Below are 20,000 nucleotides of genomic sequence, written 5' to 3'. Positions count from 1 at the left end.
CCGGCCTGACCGGCTACGAGGGCGGCGCCTGGATGTAGTCCTCCAGCCGGGCCACCGAGAAGCCCTGCTCCTGGATCCGGGCCAGCAGGTCCGCGAACATCTGGGTCATGGTGGCGCCCTTGAGCTCCTTGGGGCCGCGGAAGTGCGCCAGGATGATGTCGCCGGACTTCAGCTTCTTGTCCCCGGCCTGGTACTGCATGTCGTGGATCTGCATCGACTCGCGCCACAGCACGATCGCGCGCGGGCCGCACTGCTGCACCGAGTTGTTGAGCGTCGGGGTGTTGGCGCCGTCGCCGAAGGGCGGGCGGAACAGCAGCGGCGCGGTGCCGTACTGCTGGGTGAGCGTGGACTGGTCCTCGCAGATCTCGGACTTCTGCTTCTCGGCCGGGATCTTGCTCATCACCGGGTGGGTGACGGTGTGGTTCTGGATGTGGTTGCCCAGCGCCTGGAGCGGCTTGAAGTAGCCGTAGTCGTTCTTGACGATGTCCTTGGTCAGGAACATCGAGATCGGCACCTTGAGGTCGGTCAGCATCTCGACGAACTTCGGGTCCTTCTCGGCGCCGTCGTCGATGGTGATGAAGACGACCTTGTCGGTGGTCTTCACGTCGCTGAACACCGGTACGGTGCCGGTGCGTTCGAGCTTGATGGGCTTGTCGGCGGGCGGCGCGGGGGCCGGGGCCAGCGGCTTGAGGTTCCACTTCGCCCAGGCCGCGGCGTCGCCCTGGGCCGGGGCCGCGCCGGGCGTGGTGGCCGCGGCGGTGGGCGTGCCGCCGCCCCCGGACGGCTGGGGCGCCGCCGAGCCGGCCGTACTCGCGGCGGGGGCGGCGCTGCCGCCGCCCCCGTTGTCGCCGCACGCGGTGGTGAAGGCCAGCAGGGCCAGCACCCCCGCCGCGTACGTCCTGGTCCTGCTCAGCCCGTCCCTGTTCACCGCACCGCGCTCCCGGTCCCGTCCAGCGTTCTCTCCGCTATGCACGGTAGCGGCCGCGGCGGCGGTTCCCGTCCACGGTCTACTCGACGTGCTCGCTGGTGAAGGACCAGCGGTGCACCGGGCGGCCCAGCAGTCCGGCCGGCGGGTCGGCGACCGGCACCGGTTCTCCGCTCCACCAGCTGATCAGCAACACCCTCTCGCCGGGGGCGGAGAGCAGCTCCAGGCGTTCCAGCCCGGCCGCGCCGCGCAGCGCCGGCAGCGCGGACTCCCGCGCCCAGGCGGCGAGTTCGGCCCCGCGGCCGTCCGCCGCGCGGGCCTCCCACATCGCGGCGACGGTCACGCGGCGCCGCCGCCGAGGGCCTGGTAGGCCTGGCCGTGGACGTCGCCGTGCCCGGATCCCTCGGCCGGGACGTGGACGTCGGTCACCGGCAGCGAGGAGTCCGCGGACAGGTCGAAGGCGGAGGGGGTGCGGCCCCGCCACACCATCTCGGAGCCCAGCGCCGCCACCATGGCGCCGTTGTCGGTGCACAGGCCGGGCCGGGGCACCCGCAGCCGGATGCCGGCCCGGTCGCAGCGCTGCTGGGCCATCTCGCGCAGCCGGGAGTTGGCCGCGACGCCGCCGCCGATCATCAGGTGGTCGACGCCGTTGTCCTTGCACGCCTTGACGGCCTTGCGGGTGAGCACGTCGGTGACCGCCTCCTGGAAGGAGGCCGCGACGTCGGCGATCGGCACCTCCTCGCCGGCCCGGCGCTTGGCCTCCACCCAGCGGGCGACGGCGGTCTTCAGGCCGGAGAAGGAGAAGTCGTACGCGGGGTCGTTCTTCCCGGACAGGCCGCGCGGGAAGGCGATCGCCTTGGGGTCGCCCTCGCGGGCCGTCCGGTCGACGATCGGACCGCCGGGGAAGCCCAGGCCGAGCACCCGGGCGACCTTGTCGAAGGCCTCGCCGGCCGCGTCGTCGATGGTCGCGCCGAGCGGGCGGACGTCCGTGGTGATGTCCTCGCTGAGCAGCAGCGAGGAGTGCCCGCCGGAGACCAGCAGGGCCATCGTCGGCGAGGGCAGCCGGCCGTGCTCCAGCTGGTCGACGCAGATGTGCGAGGCGAGGTGGTTGACCCCGTACAGCGGCTTGTCCAGCGCCCAGGCGTAGGCCTTCGCCGCGCTGACGCCGACCAGCAGCGCGCCGGCCAGGCCGGGGCCGGCGGTGACGGCGATGCCGTCCAGGTCGCTGGCCTTGATCCCGGCGGTGTCCAGGGCGCGCTGGATGGTCGGGACCATCGCCTCCAGGTGGGCGCGGCTGGCGATCTCCGGGACGACGCCGCCGAAGCGGGCGTGGTCGTTGACGCTGGAGGCGACCGCGTCGGCCAGCAGCGTGGTGCCGCGCACGATGCCGACGCCGGTCTCGTCGCAGGAGGTCTCGATGCCGAGGACGAGCGGTTCGTCAGCCATGGGGGGTGTCCTTCGGTTCCTTCGGGTCAGTGCTCGGGTGGTCGAGGCGCATCACCAGCGCGTCGATGTTGGCGGGCTGGTAGTAGCCGCGCCGGATGCCCACCGGTTCGAAGCCGTGGCGCTCGTACAGCCGCTGGGCGCGCTGGTTGTCCACCCGGACCTCCAGCAGCAGGTCGGCGCAGCCGCGCCGGGCGGCCTCGTGGATCAGGTCGGTGAGCAGGGCGGTGCCGAGGCCGCCGCCCTGGTGCCGCTCGTCGACGGCGATGGTCTGGACGTCGCCCTCGCCGGCGACGGTCATCAGACCGGCGTAGCCGACGATCGTGCCGTCGGCCGCGGTGGCGACCGAGTAGTGGCGGGTGCCGCCGGGGCGGGCCTCGGCGAGCTCGGACCAGAACATCCCGTGGGACCAGGCGTCCTCGGGGAACAGCCTGAGCTCCAGGTCCATCACCGGCTCGATGTCCCACCAGCGCATCGGGCGCAGGGTGGTGCCGTGGTTCACGCCGGGAGCACCGCCTTGTAGCCGGCCGGGACCTGGGCGTCCGGGCGGCGCAGGTACAGCGGCACGTTCGGCAGCAGCTCGCGCCCGGCGGCCAGCTCGGCGGCGGCGAAGCCGGCCAGGGCGCCGGCCGAGACGTGCTCGGGGCCGTGGGCGCCGGGGAAGGCGTCGGGGTAGAGCAGCGCGCCGGCGCCCACCGCGCGGGCGGCGGGCGTCAGCTCGGCCGGGCGGTCCACGGCCGGGCCCTCGGTGCGGTTGCCCTCGGCGTCGTAGGAGGCCCAGTAGACCTCCTTGCGGCGCGCGTCGGTGGCGACCGTGAACGGCTCCCCGGCCAGGCCTTCGGCGCGGGCCTGGAAGGCGATCGCGTCCAGGGTGCAGACACCGTGCACCGGCAGGCCGAGCGCGTGGCCGAGCGCGGCCGCCGTCACCAGGCCGACCCGCAGACCGGTGTACGGGCCCGGGCCGACGCCGACCGCGATGCCGGTGAGCAGGCTCTTGTCCACTCCGGCGGCCCGCAGGACCTGGTCGATCGCGGGCAGCAGCAGTTCACCGTGGCGCCTGGCGTCGACCTGGTGGGTCTCGGCGAGGACCGCCGTGCCGTCGTGGACGGCAGCGGTGACGGCGGGGGTTGCGGTGTCGAACGCGAGCAGCAGCACGGGTCAAGGTTAGACCGAGGTTGACCCGACCGGCCGATCGAGCTGGTGTCCCCATCCGGAACACACGTGCTGGGCGCTGCCGACCCGCCCGGGGGACCTGGCACGATAAGGCGGTACGTACAGCGGACGGCGGCGGGAGCGGGCACGTGTCGAAGATGGGTCCTGGAGTGGTGGTCACGGGGTTGACCCTGGGGGCCCTGGCGGTGGTCAGCCTGCTGGCCTTCCAGGCCAACGGCGCCCAGGACCGGGCGGGCGGGGCCAAGCCGACCGTCGCCTCGACGTCCACCGGCCCGGCCGCCACCGCGACGCCGAGCGCCTCCGCCACCCCGACCGTCCCGCCGCTGCCGGCCTCCTCGGGCAGCGGCACGCGGGTGGTCTACTCGGCGAGCAACCACTTCGTCTGGCTGGTCGACCCGAAGAAGAACCCGCAGGTCGCGGCCGCCTTCCTGGTCACCCCGGGCTCGGTCGAGCCCACCCCGGGCAGCTACTCGGTGTACAGCCGCACCCCGGCCGCCACCGGGACGGACGGCAAGCAGATCGAGCACGTGGTGCGCTTCGCGCAGCAGAACGGCGTGGTGTTCGGATTCAGCGCGGCCCTGGACGGCACGACCCCGACCGCCGACCCGAAGGCCAAGACCGGCGGCATCCGCAGCGGCCGCCCCGAGGGGCAGCTGCTCTGGGACTTCGCGCCGAACGGCACCAAGGTGGTCGTGGTCCCCTGAGACCCGGCGCGATAGGGCCCGTCTTCAAACTCCCGTCGTCCGCCCGGAGGGCGGGCGGGGCGGCGTTGGGGTGCGTGCATCGCAAGGCGGAGGAGGGAGTCCATGCGGAGCATCGGCGACCGACGACAACGCGGCGAGGCGCGCTTGTGCCCTGGGGGTACCTCCCGGCCGAAGGCTGGGGGAGCGTCGCCCCGCAGGCGGGAGTTTGAAGACGGGCCCTAGGCGGCCCGGGGCGTTCCCGCCTCGGGCTCCTCGGCCTGCCGGGCCTTCGGTTCGGGCGGGGTGGACACCGCCTCGGCGGCCGCGCAGGCGGCCAGCAGGGCCCGCATCGGCGCGCCCGGAGCGCGGTGGGCGGACTCTCCGGCCCCGGCGGCGCGGACGGCGCGCTCCGGGGCGGGGGTGGTGCTCGACATGGCGCCTCCCTAGTTAGGCAGACCTAACCGCAGCACCCATCCCACCACGCCCGACGCCCCGCCCGCAACACCTTGCCGACGGCCTGTCGGCAAAACGGTGGAACCCGATCGACCGGGGCCCGGGAAGCCTGCGGGACGCGCCCCGTACGCGCCCTAGGCCAGCCCGGCCAGCGGCACACCCGCCCAGCGCTCCCCGATACCGGTGAGCAGCACCCGGCGCGGGTCGTGGTCCTCCCCCGCGGTGTCGCCGATCGCCCGCTCGATCCGGACCTCCAGCCGGTCCTCGGACAGCCGCTCGACCTTGCCCTCGCCCCACTCGACCACGACCACCGACTCCGGCAGCGAGACGTCCAGGTCGAGGTCCTCCATCTCGTCGAGGTCCCCGCCCAGCCGGTACGCGTCCACGTGCACCAGCGCCGGGCCGCCGACCAGCGAGGGGTGCACCCGGGCGATCACGAAGGTCGGCGAGGTCACCGCCCCGCGGACCTGCAGCCCCTCCCCCAGGCCCCGGGTCAGCGTGGTCTTCCCCGCCCCCAGCTCACCGGAGAGCAGCACCAAGTCCCCCGGCCGCAGCAGCGCGGCCAGCTCCCGGCCGAGCCGGCCCATCCGCTCCGGAGTGGGGACGGTCAGAGTGGCGTGCGAGCCCATGCGCGTGTCTTGCCCTTCGGTCCGTAGCGGCGGACCGACCACCGGCCGCCACCGCTACCGTGCCACATCGCCGCCGGTGCGCGCTGCGGGCTGCGTTTCGCCCGATCGTGATCGGCTTTGCCGCACGTGTGAGGCCCGGCACCCCACGGGGTGCCGGGCCTCCGCGCTACGCGAGGTCGAGGACGGAGCTCGGCGGCGCGGCCGCCCCGCAGAAGTCCGCGGCCCGCTTGAGCAGCACCGCCAGCTCGTGGTCGACCAGCTCCGGGCGCTCCAGCATCACCAGGTGCCCGGCGCCCTCGACCAGGACGAGCTCCGCGCCCGGCAGCCGCTCGGCCATCGCCTCGCTGTGCGACGCCGGGGTCAGCAGGTCCTTCGTCCCGGCCAGCACCAGCGCGGGCAGGCCCCGCAGGGCGGCCAGCGCCGCGTACTTCTCGTGCGCGCCGAACGCCGGGTAGAACTCGGCGACCACGTCGATCGGGGTGGCGTCCAGCAGCTGCTCCGCGAACCGCACCACGCCCGGGTCGACGTCCTTGCCGCCGAAGGAGAACCGCCGGTAGAACACGGCGGCCAGGTCCGAGCCGAGCCGCCGGCTCGCCTCCACCAGGTCCACCTGACGGCCGAGCAGCTTCACCACCCCGGGCGCGACCTTCCTGAACAGCTTGGCCCCGGCCTTCGGCAGACCGAGGCTCACCTCGTCCCAGTCCCCCGCCAGGGTGCCGACCAGCGCGACCCCGGCGACCCTCGACCGGAACAGCTCCGGGTGCTGGTCGGCCAGCGCCATCACCGTCATGCCGCCCATCGAGTGACCCACCAGCACCAGCGGCCCGGTCGGCGCGACGGCGTCGATCACCGCCTTGAGGTCGCCGCCCAGCTGGTCGATGCCGGCCGGTTCGCCCGCCAGGTACGAGCGGGAGCGCTCGGAGCGGCCGTGGCTGCGCTGGTCCCAGAAGACCAGCCGCATGCCCTGGCGCAGCGCCGCCCGCTGGAAGTGCCAGCTGTCCTGGTTGAGGCAGTAGCCGTGGCTGAACACCACGGTCAGCGGCGGCGGGAGGAGGCTGCTATTCGCCCACTCGCCTCCGGGACGCTCGGACCCGGCGCCGACGGTCGTCGCTCCGATGCCCTCGTTCCTCGGGCCTCCTCGCTCCTCCCTCTCGGCACCGGCGCGTCCCTTCGGCTCGGGGCGGAGGTCCGGCTCGTCCCAGCCGGTGCCGTCCAGCTCGACGTACAGCTCCGTGCCGTCCGGCGCGGCCACCGTCAGCGGGCGCCCGCGCAGCGAGCCGTACGGGGCGGCCGCCTCCAGCTCGGCCCGGGCCCGGCGGCGCATCGCCCGTCCGACCGTCAGCCGCTCGATCGCGACGCCCGCGGCCGCGCCGGCCGCCAGCACGCCGACCGAGATCCCGATCACGCCCGCCCGGCTCACCCCGGAGGCCGCGCCGGCCGCCTTGGCCACCGCCGCCACCGGGTTGCCGTCGGCCGGCGTGTCGGTCATGCCGTGCGGCCCCCGCCGTGGCTGCCGTCCAGGTAGCGGCGGGGCACCCGGGCGCCGACCCGGGTGATGATCTCGTACGAGATGGTGCCGCAGGCGCGGGCCCAGTCCTCGGCGGTGGGCTCACCGCGCTCGCCGGTGCCGAACAGCAGCACCTCCTCGCCGACCTCGGGGGTGTCGCCGCCCAGGTCCACCACGAACTGGTCCATCGCCACCCGGCCGGCCACCGTGCGCCACTTGCCGCCGATCTGCACCGGGCCGGTGCCGCTGGCGTGCCGGGGGACGCCGTCGCCGTAGCCGACCGGGACCAGGCCCAGCGTGGTCGGACCGGGCGTCACGTAGTGGTGGCCGTAGCTGACCCCGTGCCCGCCGGGGACGTGCTTGACCAGCGCCAGCCGGGCGGTCAGCGCCATCACCGGGCGCAGCCCGAAGTCGGCCGGCGAGCCCACCTGGGGCACCGGCGACAGCCCGTACGCGGCCAGGCCGGTGCGGACCAGGTCGAAGTGCGCCTCGGGCAGCAGCAGGGTGGCCGGGGAGTTCGCGAGGTGCCGGACCTCGGGGCGCAGCCCGGCGGCCTCGGCCTGCGCCAGCGCGGTGCGGTAGGAGTCCAACTGGGCCTGGATCGACGGGTGGCCGGGCTCGTCGGCGGCGGCGAAGTGCGACCAGACGCCGACGACCCGCAGCAGCCCCTCGACCTCGGCGCGGCGCACCTCGGCCACCAGCTGCGGCCAGTCGTGCGGCTGGCAGCCGTTGCGGCCGAGGCCGGTGTCGGCCTTCAGGTGGACGCGCGCCGGGATGCCGGTCTCCCGAACGGCCGTCAGCAGCTCCTCCAGCGCCCACCGGCCGCTGACCGAGATGTCCAGGTCCGCGCGCAGCGCCTCGCGCCACGGCCCGCCCGGCGTCCACAGCCAGCACAGGATGCGGGCCTGCTCGGGGCGGATGCCCGCGGCCCGCAGCGCCAGCGCCTCGTCCGGGGTGGCGCAGCCGAGCCAGCCGACCCCGTTCGCGACCGCCTCGCGGGCGCACTCGACCGCGCCGTGGCCATAGGCGTCCGCCTTGACCGCGAGCATCACCGCCGCGCTCCCGACGCGCTCCCGCAGGGCCGCGAGGTTGCCGCGCAGGGCGGCGAGATCGATGGTCGCCTCGGCCCGTACGCCGTCGGTGAGGGTGGCTGTGCCGGTCGTGTTCGCAGTTGTCATCAGGGTCAGTCTCCCAGACGTCCCGGAGTCCTCGCCGAACGGGCCGTCGGCACGGCGGTCGGCACCGTGACCCCCCGCACCCCGCCGACCTGCGGCGGACGGCTCGTCCGCGGTGTTCAGGACGCGGTGAACGGACGTTCCGGTTCCGTCCGGGGCCGCGGCGGCGGGCCCGTCGCCCAGCCCCGGCTACGGCTGCCGGACGGCCCGCCAGACCGCCGGCAGCGCCTCGGCCACCGCGCTCGCCGTCACCGGTGCGCCCGGCTCGCCCGCCGCCGCCCGGCCCGCCAGGCCGTGCAGGTAGGCGGCCACCGAGGCGGCGTCCAGCGGCGGCAGGCCCGCGGCCAGCAGCGAACCGGCCAGCCCGGCGAGCACGTCCCCGCTGCCCGCGGTGGCCAGCCAGGAGGTGCCGGTGGGGTTCACCCGGACGGCCCCGCCCGGGTCGGCGACCACCGTGGTGGAGCCCTTGAGCAGCACGGTGGCCCGGTAGGCGGCGGCCAGCCGGCGGGCGGTCGCCAGCCGGGTGCCGGCCAGCTGGTCGGCGGCGGGTGGCGCGGTGCCGTCGGCGCCGGCCAGCAGCCGGGCGGCCTCGCCGGTGTGCGGGGTCAGCAGGGTGGGCGCGGTGCGGCCGGCCAGCGCGTCCGGACCGAGCCGGCCCAGCTCGGTCAGCCCGTCCGCGTCCACCAGCACCGGGACGTCGCCGGCCAGCGCCTCGACCAGCGCCTGCCGCGCCCCCTCGCCGCCGCCCGGGCCGACCACCCAGGCCTGCACTCGCCCGGCCCCGGCCGGGCCGCCCTCGGTGACCAGCGTCTCCGGGAAGCGCCGCACCACCTCCTCGGCCGCCGTGCCGACGTACCGGACGGCGCCCGCGCCGCCGCGCAGCGCCCCGGCGACCGCCAGCAGCGCCGCCCCCGGGTACCGCACCGAACCGGCCGCCACCCCGACCACACCGCGCCGGTACTTGTCGCTCTCGGCGCCCGGCAGCGGCAGCAGCGCGGCCACGTCCGCGTGCTGCAGGGCCGTCACCGCCGGCTCCGGCGGCGCCAGCCCGATGTCCACCAGCTGCACCGCGCCCGCGTACGAGGCCCCCGGGTCGATCAGCAGCCCGGGCTTGTAGGTGCCGAAGCAGACCGTGACGTCCGCGCGCAGCGCCTCCCCGGGCACCTCGCCGCTGTCCGCCGCCACTCCGCTCGGCAGGTCCACGGCCACCACCACCCCGCGCCGCCCGGCCCGGGCGTACGGCACGGCCTCGGGGCGCAGCCCGCCCCGGCCGCCGATGCCGACGATCCCGTCCAGCACCAGGTCCGCGCGCGAGAAGTCGGCCAGGCCGACTTCCTGCTCCGCCGTCACCCGTCCGCCCGCCGCCCGCAGCGCGGCCAGCCCACCCGGGTGCGCCTTCCCCGGCGCCAGCAGCACCGCCGTCACCCGCGCCCCGCGCCGGGCCAGCGCCGCCCCGGCGTACAGCGCGTCGCCCCCGTTGTCCCCACTGCCCGCCAGCACCGTCACCCGGCCGCCGTACACCCGCCCCCGACGCCCGATCAGCAACCGCGCACAGGTCGCCGCCAACCCGGCCGCCGCCCGCTGCATCAGCGCCCCCTCCGGCAGCCGCGCCATCAACTCGGCCTCCGCGGCCCGGACGATGTCCACAGGGTGTGCATGACGCATGGGGAGAACTCCTTCAGCAGTCGGCTACCGCCGGGCCGGGGCACACGTTCGGGTGGCCGTCACGACAACCCTCCGTCAGCACCGGGCCGTACGCCCATGGTGCCGCTCGTGGACGCCCTCCGGGCACCCCTGGAGCCGCGGGCGCACAGCACAGTGCCCCTGCGGTAGGGCACAGCCACCGCAGGGGCACCTCGCCGTTGCTACTCGACTGCTACTCGACGGTGACCGACTTCGCCAGGTTGCGCGGCTGGTCGACCTCGTGGCCCTTGGCCGTGGCCAGCTCGCAGGCGAAGACCTGGAGCGGGACGGTGGAGACCAGCGGCTGGAGCAGGGTCGGGGTCGCCGGGATGCGGATCAGGTGGTCCGCGTACGGCACGACGGCCTCGTCGCCCTCCTCGGCGATCACGATCGTGCGGGCGCCGCGGGCCCGGATCTCCTGGATGTTGGAGACGATCTTGTCGTGCAGGATCGACCGCCCGCGCGGCGAGGGCACGACCACCACGACCGGCAGCCCCTCCTCGATCAGCGCGATCGGGCCGTGCTTGAGCTCGCCCGCCGCGAAGCCCTCGGCGTGCATGTAGGCGAGCTCCTTGAGCTTGAGCGCGCCCTCCAGGGCCACCGGGAAGCCGACGTGGCGGCCGAGGAACAGCACCGAGCGGGCGTCGGCCAGCGAGCGGGCCAGCTCGCGCACCGGCTCCATGGTCTCCAGCACCTGCTCGACCTGCTTCGGCGCGTCGCCGAGCTCGCGGATGATGGTGAAGATCTCGTCGCCCCACTTGGTGCCGCGCACCTGGCCCAGGTAGAGGGCGACCAGGTAGCAGGCGACCAGCTGGGTCAGGAACGCCTTGGTGGACGCGACCGCGACCTCCGGCCCGGCGTGGGTGTACAGCACCGCGTCCGACTCGCGCGGGATGGTCGAGCCGTTGGTGTTGCAGATCGCCAGCACCTTGGCGCCCTGCTCGCGGGCGTGCCGCAGCGCCATCAGGGTGTCCATGGTCTCGCCGGACTGCGAGATGGCGATGACCAGCGTGCCGGGGCCCATGATCGGGTCGCGGTAGCGGAACTCCGAGGCGACCTCGACCTCGCAGGGGATGCGGGTCCAGTGCTCGATCGCGTACTTGGCGATCATGCCGGCGTGGAAGGCCGTGCCGCAGGCGACGATGACGACCTTGTCGACCGAGCGCAGGTCGGCGTCGGAGATCCGCAGCTCGTCGAGGGTCAGCCGGCCGTCGGTGCCGATCCGGCCGAGGAGGGTGTCGGCGACGGCCTTCGGCTGCTCGGCGATCTCCTTGAGCATGAAGTAGTCGTAGCCGCCCTTCTCGGCGGCGGAGGCGTCCCAGTCGACGTGGTACTCGCGCACCTCGGCCGGGGTGCCGTCGAAGTTGGTGACGGTCACGCCCTCCCGGCGCAGCTCGACGACCTGGTCCTGGCCCAGCTCGATCGCCTCGCGGGTGTGCGCGATGAAGGCGGCGACGTCCGAGGCGAGGAAGTTCTCGCCCTCGCCGCGGCCCACCACGAGCGGGGAGTTGCGGCGGGCGCCGACCACCACGTCGGGCGAGTCGGCGTGCACGGCGACGAGGGTGAAGGCGCCGTCCAGCCGGCGGCAGACCGCCCGCATCGCCTCGGCGAGGTCGCCCTGGTAGACCTCGCCGAGCAGGTGGGCGACGACCTCGGTGTCGGTCTCGGACCGGAGGGTGTGGCCGCGCTCCGCGATCTCCGCACGCAGCTGGGCGAAGTTCTCGATGATGCCGTTGTGGACCACGGCCACCCGGCGGTCGTCGTCCAGGTGGGGGTGGGCGTTGGCGTCCGTCGGGCCGCCGTGGGTGGCCCAGCGGGTGTGGCCGATGCCGGTGGTGCCGCCGGGCAGGGGCGACTCGGCGAGCGACTTCTCCAGGTTGGCGAGCTTCCCGGCCTTCTTGTCCGTGACGAGACCCCACTGCCCCTGGGAGTCCTGGACCTGCACCGCGACACCGGCCGAGTCATAGCCCCGGTACTCCAGTCGCTGCAGGCCCGCGATTACTACGTCGAGGGCGGACTGCGCGCCCACGTATCCAACAATTCCGCACATGCGTGCCAGCATAAGGGCGGTTCTGTGGCCGTTTTCCCGGCTTTCCCGGCTCGCGCGAACGCTGCGTGACCGACACCACAACCACGGTGAACACCGCTACGGCCCACAATGGAGCATGTGCTGACCGAACTCTGTACGCGGGGAGCTGCCGCGCCCGGCCCGTCCCCGTCCCCCTACGTGGACCTCAGCCGGGCCGAGTGGAGCGCGCTGCGCGAGCGTACGCCGCTGCCGCTGACCGCCGAGGAGGTGGAGCAGCTGCGCGGCCTCGGCACAGCCCTCGACCTCGACGAGGTGCGCGACGTCTACCTGCCCCTGTCCCGGCTGCTGAACCTCTACATCCACGCCACGCACGAACTGCGCGGCGCGGTGGGCACGTTCCTGGACACCCCGGACACCGAGCGCACCCGCACGCCGTTCGTCATCGGCGTGGCCGGCTCGGTCGCCGTCGGCAAGTCGACCACCGCCCGCCTGCTCCAGGCCCTGCTGGCCCGCTGGCCCGAGCACCCGCGGGTCGAGCTGGTCACCACCGACGGCTTCCTGCTGCCCAACGCCGAGCTGCGCCGCCGCGGCCTGATGGCCCGCAAGGGCTTCCCGGAGTCGTACGACCGCCGGGCGCTGATGCGCTTCGTCGCGGACGTGAAGGCGGGCAAGGACCTGGTCACCGCACCGGTGTACTCGCACCTGGTGTACGACATCGTGCCCGACGAGCGGCTGACGGTGGAGCGCCCGGACATCCTGATCGTCGAGGGCCTGAACGTGCTCCAGCCGGCCCTGCCGGGCAACGACGGCCGGACCAGACTCGCGGTGGCGGACTACTTCGACTTCTCGATCTACGTCGACGCCCGCACCGACGACATCGAGCACTGGTACCTGGACCGCTTCCGCAAGCTGCGGCAGACGGCCTTCCAGGACCCGAACTCCTACTTCCGCCGGTTCACCGAGGTGCCGGAGGAGGAGGCGATGGAGTACGGCCGCCAGGTCTGGCGCACCATCAACAAGCCCAACCTGCTGGAGAACGTGCTGCCCACCCGCGGCCGGGCCACCCTGGTGCTGCAGAAGGGCGCCGACCACAAGGTCCGCCGGGCGCTGCTGCGCAAGCTCTGAACGGGCGTAGGACACGCCCGTAGGACGCCCCGGCAGGACAACGAACGGGCGAAGGGCCCCCGCACCGCGCGGGGGCCCTTCGTGGTTCCGGGGGCCGGGCTCAGCCCAGGTGGGTGCGGACCGCCTCGGCGAGGCGCTGCCCGACCGCCTCGGCCTGCACCGGGTCGGCGGCCTCGACCATGACCCGCACCAGCGGCTCGGTGCCGGAGGGGCGCAGCAGCACCCGGCCGGTGGAGCCCAGCTCGGCCTCGGCGGCGGCGACCGCGGCGCCCAGCTCGGGACTGGTCCCCACCCGGCTCTTGTCGACGCCCTTGACGTTGATCAGCACCTGCGGCAGGCGGGTCATCACGGCGGCCAGGTCGGCCAGCGGCTGCTTGGTGGCGGCCAGGCGGGCGCCCAGCATCAGGCCGGTCAGGGTGCCGTCGCCGGTGGTGGCGTGGTCGAGCAGGATGACGTGGCCGGACTGCTCGCCGCCCAGCGCGAAGCCGTGCTCCTTCATCGCCTCCAGCACGTAGCGGTCGCCGACGGCGGTCTCCACCAGGTCGATGCCCTCGCGCTCCATCGCCAGCTTGAAGCCGAGGTTGGACATCACGGTGGCGACCGCGGTGTTGCCGCGCAGGGTGCCGGCCTCCTTCATGGCAACGGCGAGGATGGCGATGATCTGGTCGCCGTCCACCTCGTCGCCCTCGGCGTCGGCGGCCAGGCAGCGGTCGGCGTCGCCGTCCAGGGCGATGCCGAGGTCGGCCCGGTACTCCTTCATCGCGGCGCGCAGCCGGTCGAGGTGGGTGGAGCCGACGCCGTCGTTGATGTTGAGCCCGGTGGGCTCGGCCCCCAGGGTGTGGACGACCTCGGCGCCGGCCCGGGCGAAGGCCTCGGGGGCGACGTAGGCGGCCGCGCCGTGGGCGCCGTCGATGACGACCCTGATGCCGTCCAGGCGGTTGGGCAGCACGCCGATCAGGTGGGCGACGTACTTGTCGAAGCCCTCGGTGTACTCGCGGACCCGACCGACGGCCGCGCCGGTCGGGCGGTTCCAGTCCTCGCCGCCGACCGTGTGCTTGCGGTAGTGGGCCTCGATCGCGTCCTCGATCCGGTCGTCCAGCTTGTGGCCGCCGCGGGCGAGGAACTTGATGCCGTTGTCCGGCATGGCGTTGTGGCTGGCGGACAGCATCACGCCGAAGTCGGCGCCGAGCGCGCCGGTGAGGTACGCCACGGCGGGGGTGGGGAGGACGCCGACCCGGAGCACGTCGACGCCGGAGCTCGCCAGGCCCGCGATGACCGCGGCCTCCAGGAACTCACCCGAGGCACGGGGGTCACGGCCGACGACCGCGACCGGCCGGTGCCCTTCGAAGGCGCCGGCCTCGCCGAGCACGTGGGAGGCCGCCACCGACAGACCGAGCGCCAGCTCCGCCGTCAGGCCCTCGTTGGCCACGCCGCGTACGCCGTCCGTACCGAAGACTCGTCCCACTGTCCCGTCCTCCATCACCATGCTCGGAACCCACCGATGATCCCGGCCGCCGCACGTTAGCCGGGGAACACGTCGCCCCGGAGTACACGAGGTACTCCGGGGCGACGGTTTGCGCAACCAGGGGGTGCACCGCCAGGGCGGGCCGCACCCCCGGGGACGCGATTAGCGCTTGCTGTACTGCGGCGCCTTGCGGGCCTTCTTGAGACCGGCCTTCTTGCGCTCGACGGCGCGGGCGTCACGCATCAGGAAGCCGGCCTTCTTGAGGGCGGCGCGGTTGTTGTCCACGTCGGCCTCGTTCAGGGCACGGGCGACGCCGAGGCGCAGCGCGTAGGCCTGGCCGGAGGTGCCGCCACCGCTGATGCGGGCGACGACGTCGTAACGGCCGTCCAGCTCGAGGAGCTTGAAGGGCTCGTTCACGGTCTGCTGGTGCACCTTGTTCGGGAAGTAACCCTCGAGGGTGCGACCGTTGATCTTCCACTGGCCGGTGCCGGGGACGATGCGCACGCGGGCGATCGCCTCCTTGCGACGGCCGAGGCCGGCGCCCGGGGTGGCCTCGCCGAAGCGGCCGGCCAGGGACTCGGAGGTGTAGCTCTCCTCGGAGGTGTACTCGCCCTCGACGGCCTCAACGGCCTCGTCGAAGTCGACCTCAAGGGTTTCAGTGGTCTCGGCCACGATGTTCCTCAGCTCTTTTCAGTGTTGGGGGGCTTGGTGGCCGAATTACTGCGCGACCTGGGTGATCTCGAACGGCACCGGCTGCTGGGCAGCGTGGGGGTGCTGGTCGCCCGAGTAGACCTTCAGCTTGGAGAGCATCTGGCGGCCCAGGCTGTTCTTGGGGATCATGCCCTTGATGGCCTTCTCGACGGCCTTCTCCGGGTTGTTCGCCAGCAGGTCGTCGTAGCGCACCGAGCGCAGACCGCCCGGGAAGCCCGAGTGGCGGTAGGCCAGCTTCTGGGTCTTCTTGTTACCGGACAGGTGCACCTTGTCGGCGTTGATGATGATGACGAAGTCACCAGTGTCAACGTGCGGCGCGTAGATCGCCTTGTGCTTGCCCCGGAGGAGGTTGGCGGCCTGGGAGGCCAGGCGGCCCAGCACGACGTCGGTCGCGTCGATGACGTGCCACTGACGCTGGACGTCGCCGGGCTTGGGGCTGTACGTACGCACGGTCGTAGCCTTCGCTTTTCAGTGAGTGAGTCCTGACAGGAGCACCCGGACGGAAGAGCAGCCTGATCACCCTTGGACGCAATTCAAGGGTGACCGCTGGTCGTCGACCTGATGTCTCCGGCGTACCGACCTCTCACGTGAGATAGAGCGAGCCAATACGCACATCAAGCGTCCAGGTTACCGGGCGGGCGGGAAGGGGTCAAAAAACGCCGACCGCCCACCCCGCCGTCACTCAGCGTTCGCGCTCCACCCGGGTGACGTCCCAGACCGGCTCGGACGATTCAAAGACCTTCCCGTCCGCGCCGAACACCAGGAAGCGGTCGAAGGTCTTGGCGAACCAGCGGTCGTGGGTGACGCACAGCACCGTGCCCTCGAAGGCCTCCAGCCCCGCCTGCAGCGCCTCGGCGCTCTCCAGGTCCAGGTTGTCGGTCGGCTCGTCGAGCAACAGGGCCGTCACGCCGGAGAGTTCGAGCTTGAGGATCATCAGCCGGGCCTGCTGTCCGCCGGACAGCGACTCGAACTTCTGCTCCTCCTGGCGGTCCAGCTCGTACCGGCGCAGCGCGCCCATCGCGGCGCCGCGGCTGAGCGCGTGCTCCTCCTCGATGATCGAGCGCACGGTGCGGCCGAACAGCTCCGGGTGGGCGTGGGTCTGCCGGAAGTGGCCGGGGACGACCCGGGCGCCGAGCTTCCAGGCCCCGGTGTGCTCGACCGTGGTGTCCCCCGCGAGCAGCCGCAGCAGGTGCGACTTGCCCGCGCCGTTGGCGCCGAGCACCCCGATCCGCTCGCCGTAGAAGACCTCCAGGTCGAAGGGCTGCATCAGGCCGGTGAGCTCCAGCCGCTCCATGGTGAAGGAACGCATGCCGGTGCGCCCGCCCTTGAGCCGCATGGTGATGCTCTGCTCGCGCGGCGGCTCCTCCGGGCGGCCGGCCTCCTCGAACTTCTTCAGCCGGGTCTGGGCGGCGGCGTAGCGGGTCGCGAGCGCGTGGCTGACGGAGGCGGCCTGGCGCAGGGTGACGACCAGCTTCTTGAGCTTGGCGTGCTCCTCGTCCCACCGCCGGCCCAGCTCCTCGAACCGCGCGAAGCGGTCCTTGCGGGCCTCGTGGAAGCTGTCGAAGCCGCCGCCGTGCACCCAGACGCTGCTGCCGGCGGCGCCGGACTCGACGCTGATGATCTTGTCGGCGGACTTGGAGAGCAGCTCCCGGTCGTGCGAGATGAACAGGACGGTCTTCGAGGTGGCCTTGAGGGCCTCCTCCAGCCAGCGCTTGGCCGGCACGTCCAGGTAGTTGTCCGGCTCGTCGAGCAGCAGCACCTCTTCGGGGCCGCGCAGCAGGGCCTCCAGCACCAGCCGCTTCTGCTCGCCGCCGGAGAGGGTGTTCAGGCCGCGCCACTGGGCCTTGTCGAAGGGCATCCCGAGGGCCGCCATGGTGCAGACGTCCCAGTCGGTCTCGTAGTCGTAGCCGCCGACGTCCGCCCAGTCGGAGAGCGCCTGGGCGTAGGCCATCTGCGTCTTCTCGTCGTCCTGGGCGATCATCGCCAACTCGGCGGCGTCCACCGCGCGGGCGGCCACCGCGATCCGCTCGGGGGCGACCGAGACCAGCAGGTCACGCACCGAGGCGTCGGCCGGCAGGGCCCCCGGGGTGGCGCTCTGGTCCTCGCGGCCGGTGGTGCCGACGAACTGGCGCATCACGCCGAGCCCGCCGCTGATCGTCACCGTGCCGCCGTGCGGCTGGATGTCCCCCGCGATCATGCGCAGCAGGGTGGTCTTGCCGGCCCCGTTGGCGCCGACCAGCGCGACCGCGGCGCCCTCGCCGACCCGGAAGGACGCGTCGTCGAACAGCACCCGCCCGTCCGGCAGGTAGTACTCCAGGTGCGAAATCTCGACGTGTCCCATGGGAGCGATTGTCCCAAGCGGACGCCCCGGGCCAAAACGGATTACGGAGCGGGGGGCTGTCCGGGCAGCGTGCGCATCCGCCGGGCCTGCCGGTTCCGCTCGGCGAGCTGGTCGTCCGCCGGGTAGCCGACCTCCTCGAGGGTCAGCCCGTAGGGCCGGATCACGTTGACCGCCGAGTTGCGGACCCCGCCGGCCAGCACCTCGCCGGGGAACTCCACCGGCCGGTGCCCGTCGCCGACCAGCAGCATCGCGCCGACCAGCGCCCGGACCATGTTGTGGCAGAACGCGTCGGCCCGGACGGTGGCGACCGCGAGGCTGCCCTCCTGGCTCGCGTAGGTGTCCACCGGGACGCGGTCCCAGTGCAGCTCCAGCAGGGTGCGGATGGTGGTGGCGCCCTCGCGCTTCTTGCAGTACGCGGCGAAGTCGTGCTCGCCGAGCAGCAGCTTCGCGGCCTGGTTCATCTTCTCGACGTCCAGCGGCCGGTCGTGCCACAGCACGTGCCCGCGCAGCAGCGGGTCGACCCCGCCGGGGTGGTCGGCGACCCGGTAGGCGTACCGGCGCCAGATCGCCGAGAAGCGGGCGTCGAACCCGGCCGGCGCCTCGCCGACCCGGTAGATCCGGACGTCCCCGGGCAGCCGCCCGGCCAGCCGGCGCAGCAGCTTCTCCCGGTGCGCCTCCCACAGCTCGGCCGGCAGGTCGACGTGGGCGACCTGGCCGCGGGCGTGGACGCCGGCGTCGGTGCGGCCGGCCACGGTCAGCGGGAACAGCTGCGGGCTGCGGGTGACGACCTGCAGCGCGGTCTCGATCTCCTCCTGGACCGTCCGCCGGCCGCCCTTCTGGCGGGCCCAGCCGGAGAACTCGGCGCCCTGGTAGGCGAGGTCGAGCCGGACCCGGACGTAACCGTCCGCCGGTCCGTCCTTCACCGGCGGCTGCTCGGCGCAATCGTTGACCACTTGCTCCTGCTCCTACGAATAAGGAACGGGCCCGCTCCCCCATCGCTGGGAGAGCGGGCCCGCATCACACCTGGAGGTGTCAGGCCTGCTCGGTGGCCTCGGCCTCGTCGGCCTTGGCCTCGACCGCGGCGTCGGCCTCCTTGACGGCACGCTTGGTGGCGGCCTCGGCCTCGCCGACGGCGGTCTGCGCGACGGTCAGCGCCTCGACCAGCTCGATCACGGCCATCGGGGCGTTGTCGCCACGACGGGGACCGATCTTGGTGATACGGGTGTAACCACCCGGGCGGTTCTCGTAGCGCGGCGCGATCTCGGTGAAGAGGGTGTGCAGCACCGAGATGTCGGTGATGGTCTTGCGCACCAGGCGACGGTTGTGGATGTCGCCCTTCTTCGCCTTGGTGATCAGCTTCTCCGCCAGCGGGCGCATCCGACGGGCCTTGGCCTCGGTCGTGGTGATGCGGCCGTACTGGAACAGCTCCCGGCACAGACCGGCGAGCAGCAGCGGCTCGTGGTGCGGGCCGCCGCCGAGGCGGGCACCCTTGGTGGGACGCGGCATGGTGACTCCTTGTATCTCCGACTACGGCCGTATCAGGTACCGCAGCGGGCGTACCGGCACTGTTGCCGGTACGACTTGCCATGACGACGGGGGCGGCTCCGTGGAACCGCCCCCGCGGCCAAATCTCTTAGTACTGCTCGGTCTCCGCGTAACCCGCGTCGTCCAGGTCGTCGGCGCCGAAGGCGTCGGCGGCGGCGGTCGGGTCGAACCCGGGCGGGCTGTCCTTGAGGGCCAGGCCCATGCCGGCCAGCTTCGCCTTGACCTCGTCGATCGACTTCGCGCCAAAGTTGCGGATGTCGAGCAGGTCGGCCTCGGAGCGGGCGACGAGCTCACCCACGGTGTGGATGCCCTCGCGCTTGAGGCAGTTGTACGACCGAACGGTGAGCTCGAGCTCCTCGATCGGCAGCGCCAGGTCGGCGGCCAGGGCGGCGTCCGTCGGGGACGGGCCCATGTCGATGCCCTCGGCGTCGATGTTCAGCTCGCGGGCGAGACCGAACAGCTCCACCAGGGTCTTGCCGGCCGAGGCCATGGCGTCGCGCGGACGCATGGCGGGCTTGGTCTCGACGTCGACGATCAGCTTGTCGAAGTCGGTCCGCTGCTCGACACGGGTGGCCTCGACCTTGTAGGTGACCTTCAGCACGGGGCTGTAGATCGAGTCGACCGGGATGCGGCCGATCTCCTGGCCGGAGGCCTTGTTCTGGACGGCGGAGACGTAGCCGCGACCGCGCTCGACGGTCAGCTCCATCTCCAGCTTGCCCTTGCCGTTCAGCGTGGCGAGGACCAGCTCGGGGTTGTGCACCTCGACACCCGCCGGCGGGGCGATGTCGGCGGCGGTCACGACGCCCGGGCCCTGCTTGCGCAGGTACATCACGACCGGCTCGTCGTGCTCCGAGGAGACGACCAGCTGCTTGATGTTGAGGATGAGGTCGGTCACGTCCTCCTTGACGCCCGGCACGGTGGTGAACTCGTGCAGGACGCCGTCGATGCGGATGCTGGTGACAGCGGCACCCGGGATCGACGACAGGAGCGTGCGGCGCAGGGAGTTGCCGAGGGTGTAGCCGAAGCCCGGCTCCAGCGGCTCGATCACGAACCGCGAGCGGAACTCGTCGACGACCTCTTCGGTCAGCGAGGGGCGCTGAGCGATAAGCATGG

Annotated in this window: 20 protein-coding genes; 2 read left to right on the top strand and 18 right to left on the bottom strand. The window is 73.2% G+C overall.

The window, feature by feature from the left end; all coding sequences use genetic code 11:
• Window positions 1-13 precede the first annotated feature (13 nt).
• From ACFVXG_RS13410 to tsaB, 5 genes are all read right to left on the bottom strand, one after another.
• Window positions 14-928 carry a polysaccharide deacetylase family protein gene (locus ACFVXG_RS13410; RefSeq protein ID WP_387927045.1) on the bottom strand — a complete coding sequence of 305 codons (915 nt, stop codon included), beginning with the start codon at window positions 926-928 and terminating at the stop codon, window positions 14-16.
• 79 nt (window positions 929-1,007) lie between these two features.
• Complete coding sequence (locus ACFVXG_RS13405) at window positions 1,008-1,268, bottom strand: hypothetical protein (RefSeq protein WP_387927043.1); 261 nt, start codon at window positions 1,266-1,268, stop codon at window positions 1,008-1,010.
• Window positions 1,265-2,371: a tRNA (adenosine(37)-N6)-threonylcarbamoyltransferase complex transferase subunit TsaD gene (gene tsaD, locus ACFVXG_RS13400; RefSeq protein WP_387927041.1), complete on the bottom strand. Its 1,107-nt coding sequence runs from the start codon at window positions 2,369-2,371 to the stop codon at window positions 1,265-1,267. The genes ACFVXG_RS13405 and tsaD overlap by 4 nt, the downstream gene beginning before the upstream one ends.
• Window positions 2,364-2,843 carry a ribosomal protein S18-alanine N-acetyltransferase gene (gene rimI, locus ACFVXG_RS13395; RefSeq protein ID WP_350503713.1) on the bottom strand — a complete coding sequence of 160 codons (480 nt, stop codon included), beginning with the start codon at window positions 2,841-2,843 and terminating at the stop codon, window positions 2,364-2,366. The genes tsaD and rimI overlap by 8 nt, the downstream gene beginning before the upstream one ends.
• Before the next feature lie 23 nt (window positions 2,844-2,866).
• The gene (tsaB, locus tag ACFVXG_RS13390) at window positions 2,867-3,523 is read right to left on the bottom strand and encodes a tRNA (adenosine(37)-N6)-threonylcarbamoyltransferase complex dimerization subunit type 1 TsaB (RefSeq protein ID WP_387927039.1); all 657 of its coding nucleotides are present in this window, start codon (window positions 3,521-3,523) and stop codon (window positions 2,867-2,869) included.
• 155 nt (window positions 3,524-3,678) lie between these two features.
• On the opposite strand from tsaB, the gene ACFVXG_RS13385 reads away from it, so the two are divergent.
• On the top strand, window positions 3,679-4,245 hold the full coding sequence (locus tag ACFVXG_RS13385; RefSeq protein ID WP_387927157.1) for a hypothetical protein: 567 nt from the start codon (window positions 3,679-3,681) through the stop codon (window positions 4,243-4,245).
• Window positions 4,246-4,463: 218 nt separating this feature from the next.
• Here the strand turns inward: ACFVXG_RS13385 and ACFVXG_RS13380 are convergent, their stop codons facing one another.
• The 6 genes from ACFVXG_RS13380 to glmS all read right to left on the bottom strand — a co-directional run bounded on the left by ACFVXG_RS13380 (window position 4,464) and on the right by glmS (window position 11,721).
• Complete coding sequence (locus ACFVXG_RS13380) at window positions 4,464-4,658, bottom strand: hypothetical protein (protein ID WP_350503547.1); 195 nt, start codon at window positions 4,656-4,658, stop codon at window positions 4,464-4,466.
• Window positions 4,659-4,811: 153 nt separating this feature from the next.
• Complete coding sequence (gene tsaE, locus ACFVXG_RS13375; protein ID WP_350503548.1) at window positions 4,812-5,306, bottom strand: tRNA (adenosine(37)-N6)-threonylcarbamoyltransferase complex ATPase subunit type 1 TsaE; 495 nt, start codon at window positions 5,304-5,306, stop codon at window positions 4,812-4,814.
• Between the two features lie 166 nt (window positions 5,307-5,472).
• A complete protein-coding gene (locus tag ACFVXG_RS13370; RefSeq protein ID WP_387927037.1) occupies window positions 5,473-6,795 on the bottom strand; it encodes an alpha/beta fold hydrolase in 1,323 nt (440 codons plus the stop codon).
• Window positions 6,792-7,991 (bottom strand): alanine racemase, encoded by a 1,200-nt coding sequence (gene alr, locus ACFVXG_RS13365; protein WP_387927035.1) that lies wholly within the window; start codon window positions 7,989-7,991, stop codon window positions 6,792-6,794. The genes ACFVXG_RS13370 and alr overlap by 4 nt, the downstream gene beginning before the upstream one ends.
• A 186-nt stretch (window positions 7,992-8,177) precedes the next feature.
• The gene (locus tag ACFVXG_RS13360) at window positions 8,178-9,653 is read right to left on the bottom strand and encodes an NAD(P)H-hydrate dehydratase (RefSeq protein WP_387927033.1); all 1,476 of its coding nucleotides are present in this window, start codon (window positions 9,651-9,653) and stop codon (window positions 8,178-8,180) included.
• Between the two features lie 211 nt (window positions 9,654-9,864).
• Window positions 9,865-11,721 (bottom strand): glutamine--fructose-6-phosphate transaminase (isomerizing), encoded by a 1,857-nt coding sequence (gene glmS, locus ACFVXG_RS13355; RefSeq protein ID WP_387927031.1) that lies wholly within the window; start codon window positions 11,719-11,721, stop codon window positions 9,865-9,867.
• Between the two features lie 108 nt (window positions 11,722-11,829).
• Between glmS and coaA the strand changes: the two genes are divergently transcribed.
• A complete protein-coding gene (coaA, locus tag ACFVXG_RS13350) occupies window positions 11,830-12,825 on the top strand; it encodes a type I pantothenate kinase (protein WP_387927029.1) in 996 nt (331 codons plus the stop codon).
• Between the two features lie 100 nt (window positions 12,826-12,925).
• Here coaA and glmM read toward each other — a convergent pair whose 3' ends face one another.
• The 7 genes from glmM to ACFVXG_RS13315 form a co-directional block, all read right to left on the bottom strand.
• Entirely contained in the window at window positions 12,926-14,290 is a 1,365-nt protein-coding gene (gene glmM / locus ACFVXG_RS13345) for a phosphoglucosamine mutase (RefSeq protein ID WP_387927027.1), read from the bottom strand.
• A gap of 162 nt (window positions 14,291-14,452) precedes the next feature.
• The gene (rpsI, locus tag ACFVXG_RS13340; protein WP_380649267.1) at window positions 14,453-14,962 is read right to left on the bottom strand and encodes a 30S ribosomal protein S9; all 510 of its coding nucleotides are present in this window, start codon (window positions 14,960-14,962) and stop codon (window positions 14,453-14,455) included.
• A gap of 45 nt (window positions 14,963-15,007) precedes the next feature.
• Window positions 15,008-15,451, bottom strand: coding sequence for a 50S ribosomal protein L13 (rplM, locus tag ACFVXG_RS13335; RefSeq protein ID WP_030055846.1), 444 nt, complete (start codon window positions 15,449-15,451; stop codon window positions 15,008-15,010).
• A gap of 232 nt (window positions 15,452-15,683) precedes the next feature.
• Complete coding sequence (locus ACFVXG_RS13330) at window positions 15,684-17,342, bottom strand: ABC-F family ATP-binding cassette domain-containing protein (RefSeq protein WP_387927025.1); 1,659 nt, start codon at window positions 17,340-17,342, stop codon at window positions 15,684-15,686.
• Window positions 17,343-17,383: 41 nt separating this feature from the next.
• Window positions 17,384-18,295, bottom strand: a complete 912-nt coding sequence (gene truA / locus ACFVXG_RS13325; protein WP_387927023.1) for a tRNA pseudouridine(38-40) synthase TruA — start codon at window positions 18,293-18,295, stop codon at window positions 17,384-17,386.
• Between the two features lie 79 nt (window positions 18,296-18,374).
• Window positions 18,375-18,848, bottom strand: a complete 474-nt coding sequence (gene rplQ, locus ACFVXG_RS13320; protein WP_387927021.1) for a 50S ribosomal protein L17 — start codon at window positions 18,846-18,848, stop codon at window positions 18,375-18,377.
• A 127-nt stretch (window positions 18,849-18,975) separates the two neighbouring features.
• A complete protein-coding gene (locus ACFVXG_RS13315) occupies window positions 18,976-19,998 on the bottom strand; it encodes a DNA-directed RNA polymerase subunit alpha (protein ID WP_030055844.1) in 1,023 nt (340 codons plus the stop codon).
• Window positions 19,999-20,000 lie beyond the last annotated feature (2 nt).

Source organism: Kitasatospora sp. NPDC058162 (genome assembly GCF_042884005.1).
Classification (GTDB): Bacteria; Actinomycetota; Actinomycetes; order Streptomycetales; family Streptomycetaceae; genus Kitasatospora.
The sequence above is the reverse complement of the archived record's forward strand: the minus strand, read 5'-3'. Positions and strand labels throughout refer to the sequence as shown.